A 22,178-nucleotide genomic window follows, 5' to 3' on the forward strand; every position below is an offset into this window, starting at 1 on the left:
AGAAGGTGCGGTGGTGATGAACCACCGCGCTTTTGCATCGCCATCAGGATCAGGCGTTAGAATAGCGTTCTGTTTCAGGCATCCAGCGTTCGATTAACGCTTTTGCCTCTTGTGGGTAACGTTCATGAATATGACGAGCAATACGCTGAACTTCCGGAATAATGGCTTGATCTCGCAGTAAATCCGCCACTTTGAATTCGGCATTCCCCGTCTGCCGCGTACCCAGCAATTCACCGGGTCCGCGAATTTCGAGATCTTTTTGCGCAATCACAAAGCCATCGCTGCTGTCGCGTAACACCTGCAGGCGTTTCTGGGCTGTTTTCGATAACGGCGACTTGTAGAGTAGTACGCAGTGTGAGGCCACCGCGCCACGGCCGACGCGTCCACGTAGCTGGTGTAACTGTGCTAAACCGAGACGTTCCGGGTTTTCGATGATCATCAGACTGGCATTGGGGACATCCACACCGACTTCAATCACCGTGGTGGCGACAAGCAGGTGCAGTTCGCCCTGTTTAAACGCCGCCATCACCGCCTGTTTTTCGGCAGGCTTCATGCGCCCGTGGACCAGCCCGACGTTTAGTTCTGGTAACGCGAGTTTTAACTCTTCCCATGTGGCTTCAGCGGCCTGCGCTTCTAACAAATCAGATTCTTCAATCAGCGTACAGACCCAGTAGGCCTGGCGACCTTCCTGCGTACAGGCGTTGCGCACGCGGTCAATAATATCGCTGCGACGCGTATCCGGAATGGCAACCGTTGTGACGGGAGTGCGTCCGGGGGGCAGTTCGTCAATGACGGAGGTATCGAGATCTGCGTAGGCGGTCATCGCCAGCGTCCGAGGAATAGGCGTAGCGGTCATGATCAACTGATGCGGATGGAAACCCTGTTGCTGGCCTTTTTCCCACAGTGCGAGGCGCTGATGCACGCCAAAACGATGCTGCTCGTCGATGATGACCAGCGCAAGACCGTTGAACTGCACCTGTTCCTGAAAGATCGCGTGCGTTCCTACCACCATTTGTACCTGTCCGCTGGCAATCGCATCTTGTTGCGCCAGACGCGCTTTGCCTTTCTGCTTGCCCGCCAGCCAGCCGACTTCGACACCCAGTGGAGCAAACCAGTTACGGAAGTTGTTGGCATGCTGCTCCGCCAGTAACTCGGTCGGGGCCATCAGCGCGACCTGTTTTCCATGCGCAATCGCTCGCAGAGCGGCGAGTGCGGCGACCAGCGTTTTACCGGAGCCGACATCACCCTGCACCAGACGCATCATGGGGATATCGAGCGCCATATCGTGCTCGATTTCCGCTACCACGCGGGCTTGCGCGCCAGTCGGCTTAAAGGGCAGTGAGGCTAACAGTTGATTTTTCAGCGTGTCGTTGGCGCTCAGTGGTTGAGCATGAAAACGCTGTGCGCCTGCACGGAGCGCCAGCATACTCAGGTTATGCGCCAGCAACTCTTCCAGAATCAGACGACGTTGCGCCGGGTGCTGCCCGGTTTCGAGATCGCTTAACTGGAGCGTCGGCGGTGGGCGATGCAGCGTGCGAAGCGCTTCAGGCAGACTGAGCATGCCCTGCAGCAATTCCGGCGGTAAGAGTTCGGCAATGGCGCAGGTATCCAGCAGATCCAGCGCCTGATCGGTGAGCTTGCGCAGTGTTGCCTGTTTCACCCCTTCGGTAGTGGGATAAACCGGGGTGAGGGTTTCCTGCAATGCTGGTGTACTGAGATCGCCCTGGACACGGTATTCCGGGTGGATCATCTCTGCACCGTACTTCCCGCGCTTCGCTTCGCCATAAGCCAGTACGCGTCGTCCGGTGGCGAGGCTGTTTTTCATCGCCGCGTTGAAGTTGAAAAAGCGCATTGTCAGGATGCCGGTACCGTCGCTGATCTGACAGGTCATCATCCGGCGACCCCCGAAAGTGATGTTACAGTTCAGTACTTCCCCTTCGACAGTGGCGTATACGCCGGGCAGCAGTTCGCCAATGGGATAGAGTTGGGTGCGGTCTTCATAACGCAGAGGGAGGTGTAACAGCAGATCCTGCACGGTGTGCAGACCAATTTTTGCCAGTTTGCTGCTCTGCGCTGCGCCAACGCCCGTTAGTGAACTGAGCGGGACAGCATCTAACAGGCGCCCACTCATGATTTACTTCGCCGCCTGCATGGTGGACCACCAGGCATCATCGGCTTCAATCGCACCTTGCTGATTGATATGCGGATAGGGCAGCTCTTTGCGTTTGGCGACTTTCGCCAGTACCGGATAGCCGCCTTCAAACAACAGGCGCTGCTGTTCGCCTTCCGGCAACATGCTGTTTTCGCGCAGATACATCCCGGCATTCTGCCGCTGGCGCTGCGCTTCATACAGAATCAGCGCTGAGGCAACGGAAACGTTAAGCGATTGAACCATGCCGATCATCGGGATGATGATATCCTGATCCGCCAGGTCCAGCGCTTCCTGGGTAATACCCGTTTTCTCCTGCCCCATCAGGATACAGGTCGGACGTGTGTAATCGATTTCGCGGAAATCGACGGCATTATCAGAGAGATGAGTTGCCAGAACCTGCATGCCCCGGCCTTTTAAATGCGTGACGGCATCGCCAATTGTGCGGTGGGTTTTCACCTGCACCCAACTGTTGCTGCCTGCCGCTGCTGAGGCCATGGTGCGCATACGACTGCCTGGCCAGACGGCGTGGACTTCGTGGACGCCGACGGCATCTGCAGTACGAATAATCGCAGAAACGTTATGAGGTTTGTGGACCTGCTCCATGCAAACGGTCAGGTCCGGCTGGCGCCTGGCGAGCATCTCACAAATACGTGCATAGCGCTGTAGGTTCATAAAACTAGTTTCGGTTACGGGTGACTTTTATCACGTCAGGCATCACGCGAATTTTGCGCATGATATTCGCCAGGTGAACACGGTCGCGCGCAGTAAGGCGAATAAAGGCGCTGTAGACGCGACCATCCTTCTCTTCAGTATTCAGGCTCTGAATATTAGAGGTGGTGGTGTTGATCGCCGCCGTCAGATTTGCCAGCGCACCCTGGTGGTTAAACATATCCACTTTGATCTCGGTGATGAATTCCTGCTCCGTCTCTTTGTCCCATTCCACAGCCATAAACTTTTCTGGCTCTTTCTGGTAACCACGGATGTTACGGCAGGATTCATGGTGAATGACCAGGCCTTTACCCGGACTGACGTGGGCAATGATCGGATCGCCCGGAATCGGACGACAGCATTTGGCAAAGGTAATCAGCACGCCATCTGCGCCTTTAATAGGCAAATGACCGTGGCCGGGCATAGCAGGTTGGATTGCGGAGGCATCGCCCTGCTGCAGGTTTTTCGCTACCACCACGCTCATGGCATTGCCGAGGCCGATTTCTGCCAGCAGATCGTCAAGCGTCGCAAGCTTCATCCGCTCAAGTTCACGCTGGATACTCTCTTGCGGGATTTCGGCCAGCTTACGACTGCCACCTAACGCATGGTTGAGCAGGCGACGTCCCAGACTGACAGAATCATCGCGCTTGAGGTTCTTCAGCAACTGGCGGATCTTGGCGCGGGCTTTTGAACTGACGACGAAGTTAAGCCATGCCGCGTTCGGACGAGCCCCCGGCGCGGTAATGATTTCGACCGTCTGACCGCTGGTCAGCGGCTGTGACAGCGGATAGGGCTGTCTGTCGACGCGTGCGCCGACGCAGGCATGACCGATATCGGTATGCACCGCATAAGCAAAGTCGACAGGAGTGGCACCGGCAGGCAGTTCGACAATGCGCCCTTCCGGTGTGAAAACGTAAATCTCATCTGGGAACAGATCGGATTTCACGCTCTCGATAAATTCAAACGAGCTACCTGCGCTTTGTTGCAGTTCCAGCAGGCTTTGCATCCAGCGCTGGGCACGAATCTGCGCGGTAGTACTGGTTTCGCCGTGCTCTTTATAAGCCCAGTGCGCCGCGACCCCCATTTCGGCCATCTGGTCCATATCCTCTGTACGGATTTGGACTTCAACCGGAACGCCGTGTGGACCGATCATCGACGTGTGCAAAGACTGATAGCCGTTCGCTTTTGGAATGGCGATGTAGTCTTTTACCCGTCCAGGACGCGGTTTATAGAGGCTGTGCATCTGGCCGAGCACGCGATAGCAGGTGTCGGCGTCATGGACGATTACGCGGAACGCATAGATATCCATGATCGAATGGAAACGCTGCTCTTTAAGCACCATCTTGCAATAGATGGAATAGAGGTGCTTTTCACGACCACTCACACGGCATGGAATTCCCGCTTCCTGCAGTCGCCCTTCGATTTCAGAGAGGATTTTTTGGATCATCTCTTTGCGGTTGCCGCGAGCGGCTTTAACCACCTCTTTAATCACGCGATAGCGGTTCGGGTACAGCGCCTCAAAACCCAGCTCTTCAAGCTCGGTTTTAATGTGATGAATACCTAAACGGTGCGCCAGCGGGCTATAGATCTCGAGGGTTTCACGGGCGATGCGGCGACGTTTGTCCGGGCGTAATGAGCCCAGCGTGCGCATGTTGTGGGTACGGTCGGCGAGTTTGATGAGAATGACGCGGATATCCTGCACCATCGCCATAATCATCTTGCGAAAGTTTTCGGCCTGCGCCTCTTTCTTATCGCGAAACTTGAGTTTATCAAGCTTCGACACCCCCTCTACCAGTTCAGCAACGCTTTTACCAAACAGCTGCTCCATGTCCTGGTAGGTGGCGGGAGTATCTTCGATCACGTCATGCAGCAGCGCAGCCATCAGTGTTTCATAGTCGAGTTTCATCTCGGCCAGAATACAGGCTACGGCAACAGGGTGCGTGATATAAGGTTCACCGCTTGAACGTGTCTGGCCCTCGTGAGCGTCACGTGCAACGAGATACGCCTGCCGAAGACGTTTGATCTGGTCTTCCGGCAGGTAGTGTTGAATCAGTTGATTCAGGCTTTCAAACAGATACAAGGGCGACCCGCTTTGTGATTAACGACGACCTTCAGCAATGGCGGTTACGGCTTGTAATTCAGCGGCTTCCTGCTCTTGCTGTTCCTGGCGCTCACGGACGTCGAGGATCTGGTTGTTGATCAGACCTTCTTCGATTTCGCGCAGCGCGATTACGGTAGTTTTATCGTTTTCTTCCGGTACGAGCGGATCCTTTCCGCCTACCTGCATCTGACGAGCGCGACGCGCGGCGACCAGTACCAGGTCAAAACGGTTACCAATTTTCTCTACAGCGTCCTGAACAGTTACGCGTGCCATACTTAAAATGCTCCACAGGTGAAGAAATGACTGGGCATGATACTGAAAGTGGGTTCAGTCTGCCAACAGTTTGCTGATTAAAGCGTCATGACGCTGCTTTTGGCGGCTCATGCGCAGACGTTCGGCGCGAATAATGGTTTTCAGATCGCCTAGGGCGGTGTCGAAGTCATCATTCACAATAAGATAATCATATTCGGCGTAATGGCTCATTTCTGCAACAGCTTGCGCCATACGTTTCGCAATCACCTCTTCGCTATCCTGTCCACGACCCCGCAAACGGCGGTCCAGTTCCAGTTTAGACGGCGGCAAAATAAAGATACTGCGCGCATGCGGCATCTTCTTACGAATTTGTTGCGCGCCCTGCCAGTCGATATCGAGAAAGACATCTACCCCGGAAGCCAGCACTTGCTCAATGGCTTCACGTGAGGTGCCATAGTAATTGCCAAAAACTTCTGCGTGTTCCAGAAACGCGTCGTTGCCAATCATGGTTCTGAATTCGTCATGATCCACAAAGAAATAATGTTCGCCGTGAACTTCACCCGGGCGCGGAGCGCGCGTCGTGTGCGAAACAGAAACCTGGGTGTCATACAACGGTTGGGTTTTTAACAAAGCCTGAATCAGGCTGGACTTACCCGCGCCACTGGGGGCAGAAACAATATAAAGCGTGCCTTGAGCCATGAGTATCTTACGTATGTGATTATCGAAAATGAACCTACATACGGGCTTATTATACACGTCACCGCTACGCGACGTAGTCTTTGTCACACTTTTTACGCCAGATTATTGCTTTTTGCGCGCCTGTTTCCTGATTTACGCAACATTCTCTGCAAATGAGCGGAATCACTGGAAGCCTGAACGCAATCTACACTTTTGTCGCTCGGCGCTGCCCACACAACGCGCTATATCTGCCTGGAAACGTACAGCGGAGAGTGGCGATGAAAGTTGGGACAGCGATATTGATGGGGTTGTGGTTATGGCAGGCGCAGTCCTGGGCGGTATGTCCGGTATGGTCGTCTGCGAGGGCTCACGAAGAGATCTCTCGTTTGCAACAGCAAATTGCGCAGTGGGATGACGCCTACTGGAAAGAGGGAGTGAGTGTGGTCGAAGACGGCGTCTACGATCAACTGCATGCACGACTGCTTCAGTGGCAGCACTGTTTTGCTGACGACTCTCCGCCCAGCCAGGCGTTGCCTTCACCGGGTGGTACGGTCCCTCATCCCGTCGCCCATACCGGGGTACAAAAGCTGCCTGACAAGCGAGCTGTGCAGCAATGGATGCGCGGGCACAACGATTTGTGGGTACAGCCGAAGGTTGATGGTGTGGCGGTTACGCTGAAATATCAACGTGGCAAACTGACGCAGGCGATCAGCCGTGGCGATGGTCTGAAGGGCGAAGACTGGACGCAAAAAGTACAGCTGATGCCAGCCGTGCCGCAAACCGTGGCGGGGGCGCTGACAAACAGTGTGTTACAGGGTGAGATCTTTCTGCGACAGGAAGGGCATATCCAGCAAAAAATGGGCGGGATGAATGCCCGTTCGAAGGTGGCGGGTCTGCTGATGCGCAAGACCAGCGTAAGCGACTTATCATCACTGGGGATTTTTATCTGGGCCTGGCCTGATGGCCCGCAGACAATGTCCGAAAGAGTCAACCAGTTGAGTGCAGCGGGTTTTACACTAGCGAAGGCATTCACGCTGCCAGTTGACAACGTTGAGGCCGTGGAGCGGGCGCGTACGCACTGGTGGACGTCCGCTTTACCCTTCGTTACCGATGGGGTCGTTGTGCGAATGGACAAGGAACCTGCGTCCCACCAGTGGTTACCAGGGCAAGGGAGTTGGCTGGTTGCCTGGAAATACCCACCCGTTGCGCAGGTGGCGGAGGTCACCGCGATTCAATTTATGGTCGGCAAAAGCGGAAAAATCGCCGTTGTAGCAACACTTGCCCCCGTCATTCTGGATGATAAACGGGTACAACGGGTGAATATCGGTTCTGTAAATCGCTGGAAAGAGTGGGATATCGCCCCTGGCGATCAAATCCTGGTGAGCCTTGCCGGACAGGGGATCCCACGTATTGACGATGTCGTCTGGCGGAGTTCAGACCGGGTTAAACCGATACCTCCTGATAATCGCTTCAATTCATTGACTTGCTTTTTTGCTTCCGCATCGTGTCAGGAACAGTTTATCTCCCGCCTGGTCTGGTTGGGCTCTGGCGCTGTTTTAAAGCTGGACGGTGTGGGTGAGGCGGGCTGGCGGGCGCTTCATCAGCAGCATCACTTTGAACATATCTTTTCATGGCTGGCTTTAACTCAGGAGCAGATTCAGCACACGCCGGGATTTGCGAAAGCAAAAGGTGAGCAGGTATGGCATCAGTTTAATTTGGTTAGAAAACAGCCTTTTATTCGCTGGATACAAGCGTTAGGCATCCCGTTACCACTGGTGGCGCTCAATGCCAGTGGCGATCGTTCATGGCGGCAGTTGTCAGGGCGAACTGAATTGTACTGGCAACAACTTCCGGCAGTCGGCCCGCGTCGCGCACGTCAGGTGATGACATGGCTGGACAACGCGGAGGTCAAACAGCTGAGCCACTGGTTGGCAGCTCAGCAGATTGAGAGCTTCATTCCTTAGTGGCTTTCATGGTGGTAGTAAAACACCGGCAAACCCAGTTTAAGGCGCAGCGCCAGAAGCCGGGCGACAAAGCCAAACATCAGGGTTGAGATAACCACGATATCCTGACTGGAAACATAGTGTTGCAGGACGATATACAGCACGGCAGAGGCGAATGAAACCCCGGCGTACAGCTCTTTCTGAAAAACGAGCGGAATACGTTTACAGAACATATCGCGCAGCACTCCACCGAAGACGCCGGTGGTGACTGCTGCAACGACGGCAATGATTGGCCCATGCCCCATATCCAGGGCCACCTGGGCGCCGATAATGGAAAAAGCCACCAGGCCTAAGGCATCCAGTACCAGGAACACCTTGCGCAGGTAGGGCATGACGGGAGCCACAATAGTCGTCAGGACTGCCGCTGTGGCGACAATAATCACGTATTCGGGATGTTTAACCCAGCCCAGAGGATAGTGGCCGAGCAGAATATCGCGGACAGAGCCACCGCCGATGGCTGTTGCGGTGGCAATAATAATGACGCCGAATGTATCCATCCGACGACGACCCGCCGCCAGCGCGCCGGTCATGGCTTCGGCAGTGATTCCTATCAGGTACAAAACGTGTAACAGCATGACTCCCCCCAGTATTTTGGGGACAAAGAGTAACGATTTGTGCTCGTCGTCACGATTGAGATTTTCTAAGGTGAGTGATTTTTAATAACTTCAGGTAATGTGAAATCGTTATTCTTCTGCGGTGGTGCGTGGTATGAGGGTTTTTTTATCAATAAAATGAATGAGAAAAACTAAACTGAAGATGTCCACAATTTAGCGTGAGTCATGAAAAACGTAGCACCGCCATTGGCTGACGGGCTACGCGGAAAGACACCTTACTCGATGTTCTGGATTTGCTCGCGCATTTGCTCGATTAAAACTTTCAGTTCGATGGCGGAATTGGTCACTTCCGCATTAATGGATTTTGACGCCAGCGTATTCGATTCTCGATTGAATTCTTGCATCATGAAGTCCAGACGGCGGCCTACTGCCTCTTTTTTCTTCAGGATGTTGTAGGTTTCTTTAACGTGGGCGTCCAGGCGATCCAGTTCTTCTGCCACATCAATGCGCTGTGCCATCAGGACCAGTTCTTGTTCCAGACGGTTATTTTCCAGTTGGACCTGAGCGTCTTCAAGCTTAGCGACCAGACGCTCGCGCTGCCATTGTAGAATTTCTGGCATATGGGCGCGGACCTTAACAACTTCAGCGCTGACGCCTTCCAGACGTTGTTCGATCAGCGTTTTCAGTGCCTGACCTTCCGTTTCGCGGGCAACGATGAAATCGTCGAGCGTGCCGTCGAGTGCGGTCAGGATTTCAGCAGCAATGGCGTCCAGATCCTGCTCCTGTGCTGCCATAACACCGGGCCAGCGCAGGATATCGACCGGATTGATTTCCCCTTCATCACTCTGCATTTTGACCCAGTTAGCCGCATTCACGAGTTGTTTTGCGAGCTTTTCATTCAGGATGAGCTCGCCCTGCGCGCTGGCATCGGGTTCAAAGCGCAGCATGCATTCGACTTTACCGCGCGTCAGGCGCGTACGAATGCGTTCACGAACAACAGGCTCAAGGCTACGGAACTGTTCCGGCAGACGAAAGTAAGTTTCCAGATAACGCTGGTTTACCGAGCGCATTTCCCAGGTGGCGCTACCCCATTCACCCTTGATTTCACGCCGGGCGTAGGCGGTCATACTGCGGATCATAGACGTTCCTGTTTTTAAAGGAGAGATGGGAGGATTATAGCCATCCCGGCCTTGTCAGGATAGGAATAACCGCCGGAAGTCCGTATAATGCGCAGCCACATTCGTTTAAGCCGGAGATCTCAATATGCGTCCAGCAGGCCGTAGCGCTAATCAGGTGCGTCCCGTAACCCTGACCCGTAACTATACAAAACACGCTGAAGGCTCGGTGCTGGTCGAATTTGGAGATACCAAAGTGCTGTGCACGGCCTCAATTGAAGAAGGCGTACCGCGTTTTCTGAAAGGTCAGGGCCAGGGCTGGATCACCGCTGAATATGGCATGTTGCCGCGTGCAACGCATACCCGTAACGCGCGCGAAGCCGCAAAAGGCAAGCAGGGCGGCCGTACAATGGAAATTCAGCGTCTGATCGCCCGTGCGCTGCGCGCTGCAGTCGATCTCAAAACGTTGGGTGAATTTACTATCACCCTGGACTGCGATGTGATCCAGGCCGATGGCGGCACGCGTACCGCTTCCATTACCGGTGCCTGTGTGGCGCTGGCAGATGCGCTGAACAAACTGGTGGCCAGCGGTAAGCTGAAAACCAATCCGATGAAAGGGATGGTTGCTGCGGTATCCGTGGGGATCGTTAACGGCGAAGCGCTCTGCGATCTAGAGTACGTTGAAGACTCAGCGGCGGAAACCGACATGAACGTGGTGATGACCGAAGATGGACGAATCATTGAGGTGCAGGGGACGGCAGAAGGTGAGCCGTTCAGCCATGAAGAACTTCTCACCTTGCTGGCACTGGCCCGAGGGGGAATCGAATCCATTGTTGCGACGCAGAAGGCGGCGCTAGAGAATTGATTTTAAGGCGACCAATGAGTCGCCTTTTTTTTGTCCGTAGATTTTGTCAATGATGAAAGTGAAATGAGGAGCGAATCCATGAAACCCTATCAACGCCAGTTTATTGAGTTTGCGCTTAACAAACAGGTACTCAAGTTTGGCGAGTTCACGCTGAAATCCGGGCGCAAGAGCCCCTATTTCTTCAACGCCGGCCTGTTTAATACCGGGCGCGATCTGGCACTGTTAGGCCGTTTTTACGCTGAAGCATTAGTGGATTCTGGCATTGAATTTGATCTGCTTTTTGGCCCGGCTTACAAAGGCATTCCCATTGCGACGACCACGGCGGTCGCGCTGGCGGAACATCATGACAAAGACCTGCCGTACTGCTTTAACCGCAAAGAAGCCAAAGATCACGGAGAAGGTGGCAATCTGGTTGGCAGCGCATTACAAGGCCGCGTGATGCTGGTAGATGATGTGATCACCGCTGGTACGGCCATCCGGGAATCGATGGAAATCATCCAGGCCAATGGTGCAACGCTGGCTGGTGTGCTGATCTCTTTGGATCGTCAGGAACGCGGACGTGGCGAGATTTCTGCCATTCAGGAAGTCGAGCGCGATTATGGCTGTAAGGTGATTTCCATCATCACCCTGAAAGACCTGATTACCTATCTGGAAGAGAAGCCGGAAATGGCAGAGCATCTGGCAGCGGTGCGGGCGTATCGGGAAGCGTTCGGTGTTTAACGTGAGTGGCCGGATAACGCGTGCGCTATCCGGCAAACATTACTGCAGTTGCGCGGCGAGCAGTGGCCAGCGGGCATCAAAATCATCCGTAGGACGGTATTTGAATTCGCTACGCACAAAGCGCGACAGCATACCTTCGCAGAAGGCGAGCAGTTGACTTGCCAGTAACGTTTCATCCGTCACGTACCCTTCACCTTCACGCATCCGCTTTTCCCGCAATACCTGGCGCAGTTGTGCTTCAATGCGTTCGAACAGTTGGTTGATACGTCCTTGCAGGCGATCTTGTTCAAACATCAACGCATGTCCAGTCAGGATGCGCGTCAGGCCAGGATTGCGTTCGCCGAAACCCAGAATCAATAACACAATCAGGCGCACACGCGCGTGAGTATCTTTTTCATCTTTCAAAATCAAATTGATACGGGTGATCAGGCTGTCTTCGATAAACTCAATCAGGCTATCGAACATGCGGGTCTTGCTGGGAAAGTGGCGATACAATGCCGCTTCGGAAACGCCGACAGAAGCCGCCAGTTTTGCTGTTGTGATGCGCTGGCTTCCATCACTGGATTCCAGCATCAGCGCCAGAGACTGAAGTATTTCTTCGCGACGATTCCTTTTCGCAGTTTGTTTTTCTGCCATGTTACAAAATACCCCTGAAAATAAGCACTTGCAGGCGAGCATCCACACTATGACCGCAAACCCAAGGCTTGCGGTGATGTTATGACGTTATCGGGATGCGTAACTTTCTTACTTACGACCGGAATGGCCGAAACCGCCTTCACCACGGTGGGTGGCATCAAACTCTTCCACCAGATTAAATTCGGCCTGCACGACTGGCACAAAGACCATCTGTGCGATACGTTCGCCCGGCTCAATGGTAAAACTGTCCTGACCACGGTTCCAGACGGATACCATTAACTGCCCCTGATAGTCAGAATCAATCAACCCCACCAGGTTGCCCAGCACGATACCATGCTTATGGCCCAGACCCGAACGCGGCAGGATGACGGCAGCCAGAGACGGATCGGCGATGTGAATAGCCAGTCCGGTTGGCAGCAGCGTGGTTGCGCCCGGCGCCAGTTCTACGGCGTCATCGAGACAAGCCCGCAGGTCAAGTCCGGCGGAGCCGGAGGTGGCATACGTCGGCAGCGGGAATTGCTTGCCGACACGCGGATCCAGAATCTTAACGTCGATTTTTTTCATCATAACGGGTCACGATCTCGTCGAGTAATAATTGGCCCAGGAGTGCTTTGCGCTCAAGCGGTAAGACTTTATCTCCATCCTGCCAGAAAAGGTGTAAAGCGTTGCTGTCGCTATTAAACCCTTGAGTTGAAAGCGAAACATCGTTTGCACAGATCAAATCAAGGTTTTTACGGATACGTTTTTGCCGGGCATATTCTTCCACATTATTCGTTTCCGCGGCAAACCCAACGACATAGGGGCGATGGTCTTTACGTGCGGCAACCCCGGCGATGATGTCTGGGTTCTTGACCATTTTTATTGTTAATTCATCACCTTGTGTTGCTTGTTTCTTAATTTTTTCCTGGGCGACAATTGCGGCGCGATAGTCTGCTACGGCAGCGCAGCCGATAAAAATATGTTGCTGTTGGACGGCGGATTGTACCGCCGCTTCCATTTCCAGAGCGGTCATCACATCAACACGCTGTACAAAAGGCGGCGTGGGTAATGATACCGGGCCGGCGACCAGCGTAACGTTCGCCCCGCGACGGGCTGCGGCGGCGGCGATGGCAAACCCCATTTTGCCGGAGCTGTGGTTGGAAATGTAGCGCACCGGATCGAGCGGTTCGCGCGTCGGGCCCGCGGTAATCATGATGTTAAGATGTTGCAGATCGTTGACAGGGACGAAATGTGCCGCGGCCATATCGACAATCGTTAAAGGATCCAGCATACGGCCCGGCCCTACATCACCGCATGCCTGGCTGCCGCTGTCTGGTCCCCAGATGAGCAACCCACGAGAAGCCAGAACGCCCAGATTATGCTGCGTTGCCGCAGCCCGGTACATCTGCTGGTTCATTGCCGGTAAAACAGCAACGGGCGCAGGGGTAGCCAGACAAATCGTAGACACCAGATCGTTTGCCATGCCGGCTGCGACACGCGCGATAAGGTCTGCGGTGGCCGGGGCGAGAATCACCAGGTCGGCCCATTTTCCTAACTCAATATGGCCCATTGCGGCCTCTGCCGCGGGATCCAGCAGGCTGTCGGAAACGGGATACCCGGAAACCGCCTGTAAGCTGAGTGGGGTAATAAAGGCTTTAGCCGCCTCGGTCATTGCCACACGGACATCAGCGCCGCGTTCGCGCAGACGACGCACCAGTTCAGGGGTTTTGTAGGCAGCAATACCGCCGCTGACGCCGAGAACGATTTTTTTACCGGCCAGGCTCATCATGATCATTCCTGTTGGATTACACCAGAAGGCGGATATTTTATCACAATCCGTAAACTGTCGTGCGTTCACCCATGAATCACTTTGCGAGGCGCTACGCAGGAGTGAAAATTGTACGTCGATTCCCCCTACGGGCCGTGCCACCATGCATGCTGGCATGAGGAGGTGTGGGGATGGAAACTGCTGAATATGTGCTGCCGAGGGAAAAACTGTTGGCGCTTGGGGTCGATACGCTGACGGATGACGAACTACTGGCGCTCTTCTTACGGACCGGAACGCCCGGGAAAGATGTCTTTGCACTGGCAAAAGAGATCCTGGAACATTTTGGCTCTCTTTATAGCTTGTTGACGGCGGACTACTCTCAATTCAGCGCGGTGACAGGGATTGGCGTAGCAAAGTATGCGCAGCTTAAAGGCATCGCGGAACTGGCCAGGCGCTTTTATGAAGTGCAAATAAAAGGTACGAACCCATTACTCAGCCCGGTGTTAACACGGGATTTTTTGCAGAGCCAATTAGCGGGGGAGGCGCGGGAAGTTTTCATGGTGGTTTTTCTCGATTCTCAACACCATGTCATTAAACATAGCCGCCTTTTCTCTGGCACACTCACCCATGTTGAGATCCATCCGCGTGAAATTATTCGTGAAGCGATAAAAATCAATGCATCTGCGGTGATCCTTGCCCATAATCATCCGTCGGGGTGTGCAGAGCCGAGCAAAGCGGATAAACTTATCACCGAGCGTGTCGTAAAATGCTGTCAGTTCATGGATATCCGTGTGCTTGATCACCTTGTCATTGGACGCGGAGAGTACGTTTCGTTTGCGGAACGAGGTTGGATTTGACGCACTTTGCGCGATCCATCGGGATCTTTGTCTGTTCGGGACTTGAGCACATCGCTGACTCAGCGTATACTACGCCACCTTTGAGAATCTCGGGTTTGGCATTTGGGCCTGGCAATCGAGTGTTCACTTAGACACCCAATCATTCACGTTGCGTTAAGGCAGCTTGAAGGGTGAGGTGTAGAACCGCGATGACCGGGCTGTAAAGCCTGACGAGGCGCCGATACCCCATACGAAGCTCGAGCTAATTTGATTTTTGGAGAATAGACATGTCCCGAGTCTGCCAAGTTACTGGCAAGCGTCCGGTGACCGGTAACAACCGTTCCCACGCACTGAACGCGACTAAACGCCGTTTCCTGCCTAACCTGCACTCTCACCGTTTCTGGGTTGAGAGCGAAAAGCGTTTTGTCACCCTGCGTGTATCTGCTAAAGGTATGCGTGTAATTGATAAGAAAGGCATCGATACAGTTCTGTCTGAACTGCGTGCCCGTGGCGAAAAGTACTAAGTACTAAGAGGAAATAAATCATGGCTAAAGGTATTCGTGAGAAGATCAAGCTGGTTTCTTCTGCTGGTACTGGTCACTTCTATACCACCACGAAGAACAAACGTACTAAGCCGGAAAAACTGGAACTGAAAAAATTCGATCCAGTTGTCCGTCAGCACGTTCTCTACAAAGAAGCGAAAATTAAGTAAGTCTCGCTTTGCTGTAATGAAAAACCTCGCTTCGGCGGGGTTTTTTGTTTTCTGGCCATCCCCATATTAGTGAGACCTGATACACAGCCGGAGACGTTATGCCTGAATTACCTGAAGTCGAAACCAGCCGCCGCGGTATTGAACCGCATCTGGTCGGGGCAACCATTCTGCATGCCAATGTGCGTAATGGACGTCTGCGTTGGCCGGTATCAGAAGAGATCTACCGTCTGAGCGACAAACCGGTGCTCAGCGTTCAGCGCCGTGCGAAATACCTTCTGCTGGAGCTACCCGATGGCTGGATCATCATTCACCTGGGGATGTCAGGCAGTCTACGTATCCTTCCTGAAGAACTGCCGGCAGAAAAACATGACCATGTCGATTTAGTGATGAGTAACGGTAAAGTCCTGCGCTACACCGATCCCCGTCGCTTTGGTGCCTGGCTGTGGACGAAAGAACTGGAAGGGCACAACGTACTGGCGCATCTCGGTCCTGAACCGCTAAGCGATACTTTCAACGGCGAATACCTGCAACAGAAATGTGCGAAGAAGAAAACGGCGATTAAACCCTGGTTGATGGATAATAAGCTGGTCGTGGGGGTCGGAAATATCTACGCCAGTGAATCTCTGTTTGCTGCGGGTATTCATCCTGACCGTCTGGCGTCGTCATTGTCACCGGCTGAATATGAACTGCTGGTGCGCGTGATTAAGGCCGTCCTGCTGCGTTCAATAGAACAGGGGGGAACGACGCTGAAAGATTTTCTGCAAAGCGATGGTAAACCGGGCTATTTTGCTCAAGAGTTGCAGGTCTATGGCCGTAAAGGTGAGCCATGCAGAGTGTGCGGAACGCCGATCGTAGCATCGAAACACGCGCAGCGTGCGACGTTCTATTGCCGTCAGTGCCAGAAGTAAGACGGGGCGTCCCGGATGCGGGGCGCTATTTGAGCTTTGCCAACAGCGCCTGATGAATATTCTCGGGCAGGAAGTGGGTGACATCACCCTGATGGCGGGCCACTTCTTTCACCAGTGACGATGAGATGAAGGACCACTCTTTAGAAGGCATCAGAAAGACGCTTTCCAGCTCTGGCATCAAATGCCGATTCATGTGGGCCAACTGCATTTCGTATTCAAAATCCGCGACGGCGCGCAATCCACGAATCAGGATGTTGGCCTGTTGCTCACGCGCAAAGTTGGCCATCAGATCGCTAAAACCTAGCACTTCAACGCCAGACAGATGGGCAGTGGCCTGCTGAGCCAGCGCGACACGTTCTTCAAGGCTGAACATCGGTTTTTTACCGGGACTTGCCGCAATCGCCAGAATGACATGATCAAACATCTGCGTAGCACGCGTGATGATATCGATATGGCCGTTCGTCAACGGATCAAAAGTACCTGGATAAATCGCCCGTTTTTGCATAACAGCCCTCAATGCGTTTTCGGTGGCAGATAAGGTTCCAGCAGCTGTAGCAGGCGCTGTAACGCCCCCTGGTTTTGATAGAGAACTTCAACTGCGTGACGACCATAGAAATTACGATAATCGGCATCGGTCAGTAAAGAGGAAACCTCTTTGGCAAGACTTGTGGCGTCCGTGACCGTAATCAAACCGCTGGCCTGCTCCAGACGGGCGCAAATATCTTTGAAATTGAAGGTATGGGGTCCCATTAGCACCGGAATTGCGTGTGCCGCGGCTTCCAGCGGGTTATGTCCGCCACGTTCAACCAGTGATCCTCCGACAAATGCCAGATCCGCAATTCCGTAAAGCAGCATCAGTTCACCCATCGTGTCACCTACAACGACCTGGGTACTGGCCGAGGGGACTTCGCCGGAGGAACGGGTGGTATAGCTTAGCCCGGCTTCACGCACGAGGTTAATCGCATCCGGGAAGCGTTCCGGATGACGCGGGACCAGAATCAACAGCAGGTTGGGGAACTGGTGTAACAATGCCTGATGCGCGGCGATGATAATACTCTCTTCACCATCATGAGTACTGGTTGCGATCCACACCGGGCGATGCGGCGCCCACTGGCGACGCAGCGTAACAGCTTTTGCGGCAAGCTGTGGCGTCACGGAAATATCGAACTTCAGACTGCCGGTGACGGTCACCTGATTGTTCTTCGCGCCCAGCATCACAAAGCGCTGACCATCCTCTTCATTTTGCGCTGCAATTAGCGTAATACGACGGAGGATTCGGCGGATAAATTTCCCCAACTTCGCGTAACCGTCAGCGGAGCGGGCAGAAAGACGTGCATTGGCGATGACCAGTGGAATATGGCGTTTATGCAGCGCGGCAATCAGGTTCGGCCATAGCTCCGTTTCCATAATCAGCACCAGCTTAGGATCAACCTTGTTCAGGAAGCGACCCAGCGCATCGGGTAAATCGTAAGGCAGGTAGACGTGCTGAACATCGCTACCGAAGGCTGACTGGACACGCTCGGAGCCGGTTGGCGTCATCGTGGTGACCGTGATCGGTAGATCGGGGTAGCGATGTCGCAGGGCGCGAACCAAAGGAATGGCTGCCAGTGTTTCGCCGACAGAGACGGAATGGAGCATAATCCCGCCCGGTTTCAGGGGGCGACGGTAAAAACCGTAGCGTTCACCCCAGCGTTTACGGTAGGCCGGGGCCTTACGTCCGCGCACCCAAAGCCGTATCCAGATCAAAGGCTGAATAAGGTAGAGAAGGGCGGTGTAAAGCAATTCGAGCATAGTAAATAGCTGACTTATGGATGTGCTGGGGATTCTATGTATTTAGCCAGGGCTTTACCATTACTTTTCCTGTTTTTGACTTAAATAGCTTTAAGTCCGACTTATTCCGCCAGCCCGGCTCATCTTTTTTGAATTTTTATGCCATTTATTGATTTTTACTGCTATTGCCGTTGTTAACCGAGCCAATCGGTGACGAAAAAAACGATGCTCAGATTAATATCGATTTGATTTAAAAAAGAAAAACACCCACTTTGCGGTTAATTTATTCGAGTCGGATCGCAGCGAAAGAAGTGATACACTAGCGCGTAAAAGTCAGTGCAATATCAGTGATCGGGTAGCTGTTGAGCCTGGGGCGGTAGCGTGCTGTTTTCTGCTTAACTTTATCGGACAATCACAACAAAAGAGTCGCGTGTGGAAAAGCCTTTTCGAAAAATTCTGGTCATCAAGATGCGTTTCCACGGGGATATGCTATTAACCACTCCCGTTATCAGTACGCTGAAGCAGAACTATCCTGACGCCAAAATCGATATGCTTCTTTACCAGGATACGATGCCTATTTTGTCGGAAAACCCCGAGATTAATACCCTTTATGGCATCAGTAATAAGGGAACAGGGGCGGCAGAGAAAATTAAAAATACGCTTTCGCTGATTAAGACCTTACGCAACAACCAATATGATCTGGTCATCAACCTGACCGATCAGTGGATCGTGGCGCTGATTGTCCGTTTTTTACACGCAAGAGTAAAAATATCCCAGGATTTCGCCAACCGGCAGTCTGCATTCTGGAAACAGAGTTTTACCCATCTCGTTCCCTATTCCGGCGAACACGTTGTCGAACGTACGCTGTCAGCACTCAAACCGCTGGGGCTGGAGCATATTGTTACTGAAACGACGATGAGCTATCGACCTGAACACTGGGAGAATATGCGTCGACAGTTGCGCCAGCTTGGCGTGACGCATCAGTATGTGGTGATTCAACCTACGGCAAGGCAGTTATTTAAGTGCTGGGATAATGACAAATTTTCCCGCGTCATTGATGCTCTTGAACGTCGTGGTTATCAGGTCGTGCTGACGTCCGGCCCTTCTGCTGACGATTTAGCCTGTGTGGAAGAGATTGCGCTGGGGTGCGAAACCAAACCGGTAACCGGGCTGGCAGGTAAAACCCGATTCCCGGAATTAGGCGCGCTGATTGATCATGCCGCCCTTTTTATTGGCGTTGATTCAGCCCCAGGGCATATTGCCGCGGCGGTCAAAACGCCGGTGATATGTCTGTTTGGCGCGACAGACCATGTCTTCTGGCGCCCCTGGACTGACAATATTATTCAGTTCTGGGCAGGGGACTATCAGCCGATGCCTAAACGATCTGAACTGGACCGTAACAAAAAATATATGTCCGTTATTCCCGTTGAGGATGTGATTGCGGCAACGGAAAAACTGTTGCCGCAGAACGCGCAAATTATCGAAATGGATGCGCCAGTATGATCGTGGCTTTTTGTTTGTATAAGTATTTTCCGTTCGGCGGACTACAACGTGACTTTATGCGCATTGCGCAAACCGTCGCAGCCCGAGGTCATCAGGTCCGTATTTATACCCAATCGTGGGACGGAGAATGCCCGGATGCTTTTGAGCTCATTCGTGTACCGGTTAAATCGCGGACCAACCATGGGCGTAATGCGGAATATTATGCCTGGGTACAGGCGCATTTGCGTGAGCATCCCGTTGACAGGGTCGTAGGGTTTAACAAGATGCCAGGCCTGGATGTCTATTTTGCCGCGGATGTCTGTTATGCCGAAAAAGTTGAGCAAGAAAAAGGCTTTTTCTATCGTCTGACCTCCCGTTATCGTCATTATGCGGCGTTTGAACGGGCAACGTTTGAACAGGGTAAACCGACGCAGTTATTAATGCTGACGGATACGCAGATTGCTGATTTTCAGAAGCATTATCAAACCGAAGCGGAGCGTTTTCATATTCTCCCTCCGGGGATTTACCCGGACAGAAAATACAGTGCGCAAATCCCGAATGCCCGTGAAATCGTTCGCCAGAAGAACGGTATTTCGGAGCAGCAAAACTTACTGTTGCAGGTTGGCTCTGATTTTACCCGCAAAGGGGTGGATCGTTCGATTGAAGCACTTGCGTCACTTCCGGCGGCGCTGCGGCATAACACACTTTTGTATATTGTCGGTCAGGATAAGCCACGCAAATTTGAAGCGCTGGCAGAAAAACGCGGCGTGCGCAGTAATGTACATTTTTTCTCCGGACGCAATGATGTCTCGGAGTTGATGGCTGCCGCCGATTTGTTACTGCACCCGGCCTATCAGGAAGCGGCAGGTATTGTTCTGCTGGAGGCGATTACTGCTGGCTTGCCAGTGTTGACCACGGCCGTTTGCGGTTATGCGCATTATATTACGCAGGCTAACTGTGGCGATGTCATTGAAGAACCCTGGCGGCAGGACGCGTTGAACGACATTTTGCGTAAAGCGCTGACCCAGCCGTCATTGCGTGCAGCGTGGGCAGAAAACGCGCGGCATTATGCGGATACGCAAGATTTGTACAGTCTGCCGGAAAAGGCGGCGGACATTATTACAGGTGGTCTGGATGGTTGAATTGAAAGAACCGTTAGCCACATTATGGCGCGGGAAAGACGCGTTTGAGGAAGTCAAAACGCTGCAGGGTGAAGTCTTCAGGGAGCTGGAAACTCGTCGTACGCTGCGATTTGAACTGGCGGGGAAAAGCTATTTCCTTAAATGGCATCGGGGTACTTCTCTCAAGGAAATTGTCAAAAACCTTCTCTCGCTGCGGATGCCGGTTTTGGGCGCTGACAGAGAATGGAACGCTATTCATCGCCTCCAGGATTTAGGCGTGGATACGATGTATGGCGTTGGTTTCGGTGAGAAAGGGCTCAACCCTCTGACCAAAACGTCGTTCATTATTACCGAAGATCTCACGCCGACCATCAGTCTGGAAGACTATTGTGCGGATTGGGCAACGAATCCACCGGACGTCAACGTCAAGTGGATGATTATTGACCGTGTGGCCACGATGGTGCGCAAGATGCACGCAGGTGGAATCAATCACCGTGATTGCTATATCTGCCACTTCCTGCTGCATCTGCCTTTTTCAGGCAATAAAGAAGACTTAAAGATTTCGGTTATTGATCTACACAGGGCACAGATTCGTACGAAAGTTCCTCGCCGCTGGCGTGATAAAGACCTGATTGGCCTCTATTTTTCGTCGCTAAACATCGGGTTGACACAGCGGGATATCTGGCGGTTTATGCGGGTTTATTTTTCGGCTCCATTACGTGATATATTTCGTAATGAAGCAGACCTGTTAATCCAGGCAGAAGCAAAAGCAGAGCGAATAAAAGAACGAACACTGAGAAAAAAACTATAATTATTTTGAGATGAAAGAGGCTAAATGTTTCTCTTCATATGCATGACTAATTTGCAGTTGCTTATTGCAAAAGCTATTATTGAAAAGGAGCGACTGAATAATGTTGATCTGTTGTTTATTGGTGACGCCGGGAATGGAAAAAATGTTTGTTATTTAAATAAAATCAAACCATTGTGTCAGCATGTTAGTCTCGAAGCAAATGTAAAAAAGACATCAACATTTAAAACATTAAAAAGGACATTGTATGCAAAGAAAATTATGATGTCATATAAGAAAAAATATGACGTTGTTTTTTTTGCGAATTTTCATGTGCCACTTATTCACCATATACTATCAGTGATTTCTTTCGATGAGATAAGAACATTCGATGATGGAACGAATAATATAAATAAAAAAAGCGTGATGTATCAGGATTCCTCAGTTCCATTCTCGTCGAAATGTTTTCGAAGACTGATGGGCAGGAAGTATCATAAAGAGGATATCCTTAAACTCGACAGAGTACATTATACTTTATTTCCAGAAAAACCTAATATTATAGAAAAAAAAGAAGCGATTACATTAATTTGTTATAATAGTGTAGCTTCCGGAACAAGTATTACTAAAAAAATATTATTAGGTACAGTCTATTCAGATGCGATTGATAAGAAACACGAAGTGTTGTCTTTAATACAAAAAGTGCAGTGTTTTATCGATGACAGGAAAATAGATTACTATATTCCTCATCCGAGGGAGTTATCATATCAATTTGACAATGTTGAAAATATAAACTCTGAATTAATCGCGGAAGATATTATATTAGAGTTTTTAAAGCAAGGTTTACGGCTTGAATTGTATGGATTTAACACTACAGCACAAATTAATCTAAGTAATATATCTTTCATTGAAAACTATAATTTAAAAAGTCCTCTATTAAAGGAATGCTTCAATCACCATCTTGGATTTAGCTTTAACGATGTAGAATTATAATCACGATGGTAAGAAGAGAGACCGTAATCATATATGAATGA

Annotated in this window: 23 protein-coding genes; 11 read left to right on the plus strand and 12 right to left on the minus strand. The window is 51.9% G+C overall.

The window, feature by feature from the left end; all coding sequences use genetic code 11:
- Positions 1-49: 49 nt before the first annotated feature.
- The 5 genes from recG to gmk are packed head-to-tail and all read right to left on the minus strand — an operon-like array spanning position 50 to position 5,912.
- Positions 50-2,131 (minus strand): ATP-dependent DNA helicase RecG, encoded by a 2,082-nt coding sequence (recG, locus tag HVZ37_RS00570; RefSeq protein WP_042998643.1) that lies wholly within the window; start codon positions 2,129-2,131, stop codon positions 50-52.
- Positions 2,132-2,134: 3 nt separating this feature from the next.
- Positions 2,135-2,824 carry a tRNA (guanosine(18)-2'-O)-methyltransferase TrmH gene (trmH, locus tag HVZ37_RS00575; RefSeq protein ID WP_181628008.1) on the minus strand — a complete coding sequence of 230 codons (690 nt, stop codon included), beginning with the start codon at positions 2,822-2,824 and terminating at the stop codon, positions 2,135-2,137.
- A gap of 4 nt (positions 2,825-2,828) precedes the next feature.
- Entirely contained in the window at positions 2,829-4,940 is a 2,112-nt protein-coding gene (gene spoT, locus HVZ37_RS00580) for a bifunctional GTP diphosphokinase/guanosine-3',5'-bis pyrophosphate 3'-pyrophosphohydrolase (protein WP_042998641.1), read from the minus strand.
- Positions 4,941-4,958: 18 nt separating this feature from the next.
- Positions 4,959-5,234 (minus strand): DNA-directed RNA polymerase subunit omega, encoded by a 276-nt coding sequence (gene rpoZ / locus HVZ37_RS00585; RefSeq protein ID WP_000135058.1) that lies wholly within the window; start codon positions 5,232-5,234, stop codon positions 4,959-4,961.
- A gap of 54 nt (positions 5,235-5,288) precedes the next feature.
- Positions 5,289-5,912, minus strand: coding sequence for a guanylate kinase (gene gmk, locus HVZ37_RS00590; RefSeq protein ID WP_042998640.1), 624 nt, complete (start codon positions 5,910-5,912; stop codon positions 5,289-5,291).
- 257 nt (positions 5,913-6,169) lie between these two features.
- Here gmk and ligB point away from each other — a divergent pair, with 257 nt between their 5' ends.
- On the plus strand, positions 6,170-7,855 hold the full coding sequence (ligB, locus tag HVZ37_RS00595; protein ID WP_181628009.1) for an NAD-dependent DNA ligase LigB: 1,686 nt from the start codon (positions 6,170-6,172) through the stop codon (positions 7,853-7,855).
- Here ligB and HVZ37_RS00600 read toward each other — a convergent pair.
- Positions 7,852-8,469 carry a trimeric intracellular cation channel family protein gene (locus HVZ37_RS00600; RefSeq protein ID WP_181628010.1) on the minus strand — a complete coding sequence of 206 codons (618 nt, stop codon included), beginning with the start codon at positions 8,467-8,469 and terminating at the stop codon, positions 7,852-7,854. The two genes, ligB and HVZ37_RS00600, sit on opposite strands and share 4 nt — an antisense overlap.
- Before the next feature lie 254 nt (positions 8,470-8,723).
- Positions 8,724-9,587: a YicC/YloC family endoribonuclease gene (locus HVZ37_RS00605; RefSeq protein WP_042998637.1), complete on the minus strand. Its 864-nt coding sequence runs from the start codon at positions 9,585-9,587 to the stop codon at positions 8,724-8,726.
- Positions 9,588-9,711: 124 nt separating this feature from the next.
- Between HVZ37_RS00605 and rph the strand changes: the two genes are divergently transcribed.
- Both rph and pyrE read left to right on the plus strand, forming a co-directional pair.
- Positions 9,712-10,428, plus strand: coding sequence for a ribonuclease PH (gene rph, locus HVZ37_RS00610; protein ID WP_042998636.1), 717 nt, complete (start codon positions 9,712-9,714; stop codon positions 10,426-10,428).
- A gap of 78 nt (positions 10,429-10,506) precedes the next feature.
- Positions 10,507-11,148 (plus strand): orotate phosphoribosyltransferase, encoded by a 642-nt coding sequence (gene pyrE / locus HVZ37_RS00615; protein WP_181628011.1) that lies wholly within the window; start codon positions 10,507-10,509, stop codon positions 11,146-11,148.
- Positions 11,149-11,187: 39 nt separating this feature from the next.
- On the opposite strand, the gene slmA is transcribed toward pyrE, so the two are convergent.
- The 3 genes from slmA to coaBC all read right to left on the minus strand — a co-directional run bounded on the left by slmA (position 11,188) and on the right by coaBC (position 13,549).
- Entirely contained in the window at positions 11,188-11,784 is a 597-nt protein-coding gene (slmA, locus tag HVZ37_RS00620; RefSeq protein ID WP_042998634.1) for a nucleoid occlusion factor SlmA, read from the minus strand.
- Positions 11,785-11,892: 108 nt separating this feature from the next.
- Complete coding sequence (gene dut, locus HVZ37_RS00625) at positions 11,893-12,351, minus strand: dUTP diphosphatase (protein WP_042998633.1); 459 nt, start codon at positions 12,349-12,351, stop codon at positions 11,893-11,895.
- Positions 12,329-13,549 carry a bifunctional phosphopantothenoylcysteine decarboxylase/phosphopantothenate--cysteine ligase CoaBC gene (gene coaBC, locus HVZ37_RS00630; RefSeq protein WP_090050294.1) on the minus strand — a complete coding sequence of 407 codons (1,221 nt, stop codon included), beginning with the start codon at positions 13,547-13,549 and terminating at the stop codon, positions 12,329-12,331. The genes dut and coaBC overlap by 23 nt, the downstream gene beginning before the upstream one ends.
- Before the next feature lie 173 nt (positions 13,550-13,722).
- On the opposite strand from coaBC, the gene radC reads away from it, so the two are divergent.
- From radC to mutM, 4 genes are all read left to right on the plus strand, one after another.
- Positions 13,723-14,388: a DNA repair protein RadC gene (gene radC, locus HVZ37_RS00635; RefSeq protein WP_042998631.1), complete on the plus strand. Its 666-nt coding sequence runs from the start codon at positions 13,723-13,725 to the stop codon at positions 14,386-14,388.
- A 266-nt stretch (positions 14,389-14,654) separates the two neighbouring features.
- On the plus strand, positions 14,655-14,891 hold the full coding sequence (rpmB, locus tag HVZ37_RS00640) for a 50S ribosomal protein L28 (protein WP_002436699.1): 237 nt from the start codon (positions 14,655-14,657) through the stop codon (positions 14,889-14,891).
- Between the two features lie 20 nt (positions 14,892-14,911).
- On the plus strand, positions 14,912-15,079 hold the full coding sequence (gene rpmG / locus HVZ37_RS00645; RefSeq protein ID WP_003024094.1) for a 50S ribosomal protein L33: 168 nt from the start codon (positions 14,912-14,914) through the stop codon (positions 15,077-15,079).
- A gap of 98 nt (positions 15,080-15,177) precedes the next feature.
- Complete coding sequence (mutM, locus tag HVZ37_RS00650; protein WP_044328861.1) at positions 15,178-15,987, plus strand: bifunctional DNA-formamidopyrimidine glycosylase/DNA-(apurinic or apyrimidinic site) lyase; 810 nt, start codon at positions 15,178-15,180, stop codon at positions 15,985-15,987.
- A 25-nt stretch (positions 15,988-16,012) separates the two neighbouring features.
- Here mutM and coaD read toward each other — a convergent pair whose 3' ends face one another.
- Positions 16,013-16,492, minus strand: coding sequence for a pantetheine-phosphate adenylyltransferase (gene coaD / locus HVZ37_RS00655; RefSeq protein ID WP_042998629.1), 480 nt, complete (start codon positions 16,490-16,492; stop codon positions 16,013-16,015).
- An 8-nt stretch (positions 16,493-16,500) separates the two neighbouring features.
- Positions 16,501-17,778: a lipid IV(A) 3-deoxy-D-manno-octulosonic acid transferase gene (gene waaA / locus HVZ37_RS00660; protein WP_181628012.1), complete on the minus strand. Its 1,278-nt coding sequence runs from the start codon at positions 17,776-17,778 to the stop codon at positions 16,501-16,503.
- Between the two features lie 411 nt (positions 17,779-18,189).
- Here waaA and rfaQ point away from each other — a divergent pair, with 411 nt between their 5' ends.
- The 4 genes from rfaQ to HVZ37_RS00680 are packed head-to-tail and all read left to right on the plus strand — an operon-like array spanning position 18,190 to position 22,137.
- Positions 18,190-19,260, plus strand: a complete 1,071-nt coding sequence (gene rfaQ / locus HVZ37_RS00665; RefSeq protein WP_071888339.1) for a lipopolysaccharide core heptosyltransferase RfaQ — start codon at positions 18,190-18,192, stop codon at positions 19,258-19,260.
- Positions 19,257-20,381, plus strand: a complete 1,125-nt coding sequence (locus HVZ37_RS00670; protein WP_042998627.1) for a glycosyltransferase family 4 protein — start codon at positions 19,257-19,259, stop codon at positions 20,379-20,381. The genes rfaQ and HVZ37_RS00670 overlap by 4 nt, the downstream gene beginning before the upstream one ends.
- Complete coding sequence (rfaP, locus tag HVZ37_RS00675) at positions 20,374-21,171, plus strand: lipopolysaccharide core heptose(I) kinase RfaP (RefSeq protein WP_044263539.1); 798 nt, start codon at positions 20,374-20,376, stop codon at positions 21,169-21,171. Before HVZ37_RS00670 ends, rfaP begins: the two co-directional genes overlap by 8 nt.
- 24 nt (positions 21,172-21,195) lie before the next feature.
- Entirely contained in the window at positions 21,196-22,137 is a 942-nt protein-coding gene (locus tag HVZ37_RS00680) for a glycosyltransferase family 52 (protein ID WP_061069367.1), read from the plus strand.
- Positions 22,138-22,178 lie beyond the last annotated feature (41 nt).

It is taken from the genome of Citrobacter sp. RHB35-C17, from assembly GCF_013816795.1.
In the GTDB taxonomy this organism is placed as follows: domain Bacteria; phylum Pseudomonadota; class Gammaproteobacteria; order Enterobacterales; family Enterobacteriaceae; genus Citrobacter_A; species Citrobacter_A amalonaticus.

What these genes read in the sequence shown, in the direction of transcription:
- rph (WP_042998636.1), top strand. Translation starts at nt 9,712, where the DNA reads ATGCGTCCAGCAGGCCGTAGCGCTAATCAGGTGCGTCCCGTAACCCTG.
- pyrE (WP_181628011.1), top strand. Translation starts at nt 10,507, where the DNA reads ATGAAACCCTATCAACGCCAGTTTATTGAGTTTGCGCTTAACAAACAG.
- rpmG (WP_003024094.1), top strand. Translation starts at nt 14,912, where the DNA reads ATGGCTAAAGGTATTCGTGAGAAGATCAAGCTGGTTTCTTCTGCTGGT.
- HVZ37_RS00680 (WP_061069367.1), top strand. Translation starts at nt 21,196, where the DNA reads ATGTTTCTCTTCATATGCATGACTAATTTGCAGTTGCTTATTGCAAAA.
- gmk (WP_042998640.1), bottom strand. Translation starts at nt 5,912, where the DNA reads ATGGCTCAAGGCACGCTTTATATTGTTTCTGCCCCCAGTGGCGCGGGT.
- coaBC (WP_090050294.1), bottom strand. Translation starts at nt 13,549, where the DNA reads ATGAGCCTGGCCGGTAAAAAAATCGTTCTCGGCGTCAGCGGCGGTATT.
- rfaP (WP_044263539.1), top strand. Translation starts at nt 20,374, where the DNA reads ATGGTTGAATTGAAAGAACCGTTAGCCACATTATGGCGCGGGAAAGAC.
- trmH (WP_181628008.1), bottom strand. Translation starts at nt 2,824, where the DNA reads ATGAACCTACAGCGCTATGCACGTATTTGTGAGATGCTCGCCAGGCGC.
- recG (WP_042998643.1), bottom strand. Translation starts at nt 2,131, where the DNA reads ATGAGTGGGCGCCTGTTAGATGCTGTCCCGCTCAGTTCACTAACGGGC.
- rpoZ (WP_000135058.1), bottom strand. Translation starts at nt 5,234, where the DNA reads ATGGCACGCGTAACTGTTCAGGACGCTGTAGAGAAAATTGGTAACCGT.
- dut (WP_042998633.1), bottom strand. Translation starts at nt 12,351, where the DNA reads ATGATGAAAAAAATCGACGTTAAGATTCTGGATCCGCGTGTCGGCAAG.
- mutM (WP_044328861.1), top strand. Translation starts at nt 15,178, where the DNA reads ATGCCTGAATTACCTGAAGTCGAAACCAGCCGCCGCGGTATTGAACCG.
- HVZ37_RS00605 (WP_042998637.1), bottom strand. Translation starts at nt 9,587, where the DNA reads ATGATCCGCAGTATGACCGCCTACGCCCGGCGTGAAATCAAGGGTGAA.
- slmA (WP_042998634.1), bottom strand. Translation starts at nt 11,784, where the DNA reads ATGGCAGAAAAACAAACTGCGAAAAGGAATCGTCGCGAAGAAATACTT.
- waaA (WP_181628012.1), bottom strand. Translation starts at nt 17,778, where the DNA reads ATGCTCGAATTGCTTTACACCGCCCTTCTCTACCTTATTCAGCCTTTG.
- ligB (WP_181628009.1), top strand. Translation starts at nt 6,170, where the DNA reads ATGAAAGTTGGGACAGCGATATTGATGGGGTTGTGGTTATGGCAGGCG.
- HVZ37_RS00600 (WP_181628010.1), bottom strand. Translation starts at nt 8,469, where the DNA reads ATGCTGTTACACGTTTTGTACCTGATAGGAATCACTGCCGAAGCCATG.
- coaD (WP_042998629.1), bottom strand. Translation starts at nt 16,492, where the DNA reads ATGCAAAAACGGGCGATTTATCCAGGTACTTTTGATCCGTTGACGAAC.
- rpmB (WP_002436699.1), top strand. Translation starts at nt 14,655, where the DNA reads ATGTCCCGAGTCTGCCAAGTTACTGGCAAGCGTCCGGTGACCGGTAAC.
- radC (WP_042998631.1), top strand. Translation starts at nt 13,723, where the DNA reads ATGGAAACTGCTGAATATGTGCTGCCGAGGGAAAAACTGTTGGCGCTT.
- HVZ37_RS00670 (WP_042998627.1), top strand. Translation starts at nt 19,257, where the DNA reads ATGATCGTGGCTTTTTGTTTGTATAAGTATTTTCCGTTCGGCGGACTA.